We start from the raw sequence: 1,608 nt of genomic DNA, 5'->3' as shown, positions 1-1,608 counted from the left end.
GGCGATGGCGGTGCCGGCGGCAGCGCCAGCGCCACCATCCTGGGCAGCATCGGCTTCACCGGCGGCGATGTCGACGGCGTGGTCGGCGGCCAGGGCGTGCTGGTGCAGGCCAATGGCGGCGGCGGCGGGGTCGGCGCCAATGCCGAGGCGGTAGAGGGCCAGGCCGGCAGCGGCGGCCGCGCCGGGATCGGCGGCAGCGCCAGCCTGACGCTCGGCGCCGCCGGCACCACCGGCATCATCCGCGCCGCCGGCAACTATGCGCATGGCGCCCTGGTGCAGAGCGTCGGCGGCGGCGGCGGCGGCGGCGGCCAGGCCCGCTTCAACGCCGATGGCGGCGCCGGGGCGGCGGGTGGCAATGGCGGGCCGGTGGCGATCGATGCGCCGAACGGGCTGGTCATCGTCACCGGCCGCAATGCCGTGGGCCTGCTGGCGCAAAGCATCGGCGGCGGCGGTGGCTCCGGCGGCGACACCACCGACATCGATATCGGTGCGCAATTCGCCATCGGCGGCAATGGCGGCCTGGGCGGCGACGGTGGCAGCCTGCGCGTCAACCTGGGCGCCGGCATCGTCGCCTCGACCAACGGCCTGGGCGGTGGCGGCGTGCTGGCTCAGAGCATCGGCGGCGCCGGCGGCGCCGGCGGCAGCGCCAGTTCCAAGGGTGTCGGCCTGATCTCCATGGCGATCGGCGGCGATGCCGGCGGCGGCGGCCGCGGCGGCCCGCTCAGCCTGGTCAATGGCGGGCTGGTGACCACCTATGGCGACCATGCCGCCGGCATCCAGGCACAGAGCATCGGCGGCGGCGGCGGCAAGGGGGGCGCCGCGCTCTCCTTCATCGCCGGCGCCCTGCCGCTGGCCGCCGTCTCGATCGGCGGGCGGGGCGGCGGCGGTGGCGCGGCGGACCGCGTCGCCGTGACCAACAACGCCCAGGTCACCACCTATGGCCCCAACGCCGCCGGCGTGCTGATCCAGAGCATCGGCGGCGGCGGCGGCTCGGGCGGCGCCGCGGCGGCGCGCTCGGTCGATCTGTCGCCGAACAAGGACATCCCGGCGATGTCCTTCTCGCTGGCGACCGGTGGCCAGGGCGGCGCCGGCAATACCGGCGGGCCGGCGGGCCTGACCAACACCGGGCTGATCACCACGGCGGGCGATGCCGCGATGGGGGTGATCGTGCAGAGCATCGGCGGCGGCGGCGGCGCGGGCGGCGACAGCACCGCCGCCACCTATGCCGCCGGTGGGCAGGGCAGCGTCTCGATCTCGGTCGCGGTGGCGCTGGGCGGCAGCGGCGGGACGGGCGGCACCGGCGGCGCGGTGCAGGTGGTCAACCAGGGGCTGATCGCGACCATGGGCCAGGACGCCTATGGCGTCGTCGCCCAGAGCATCGGCGGCGGCGGCGGCGCGGGCGGCGGCGGCGATGCCACGGCCTCGGCCTCGGCGGCGAAGTACAGCTTCGCGACCTCGGTCGCGATCGGCGGCGGCGGCGGCGGCGGCGGCGATGCCGGCACCGTGGACCTACGCAACAGCGGCGCCATAACCAGCCGCGGCGACGGCGCCGATGGCGTCTTCGCGCAGAGCATCGGCTGTCCCTTATACCCATCTGACGCCGCCGGC

General features: G+C 76.6%; 1 pseudogene. It reads left to right on the top strand.

Features of this window, described 5'->3' with window-relative positions:
• Positions 1–1,608, top strand: a pseudogene (locus BKE38_RS32690) (hypothetical protein); the annotation flags it as partial.

This window comes from Teichococcus deserti (assembly GCF_001982615.1).
Taxonomy (GTDB): domain Bacteria; phylum Pseudomonadota; class Alphaproteobacteria; order Acetobacterales; family Acetobacteraceae; genus Pseudoroseomonas; species Pseudoroseomonas deserti.
The sequence above is the reverse complement of the archived record's forward strand: the minus strand, read 5'-3'. Positions and strand labels throughout refer to the sequence as shown.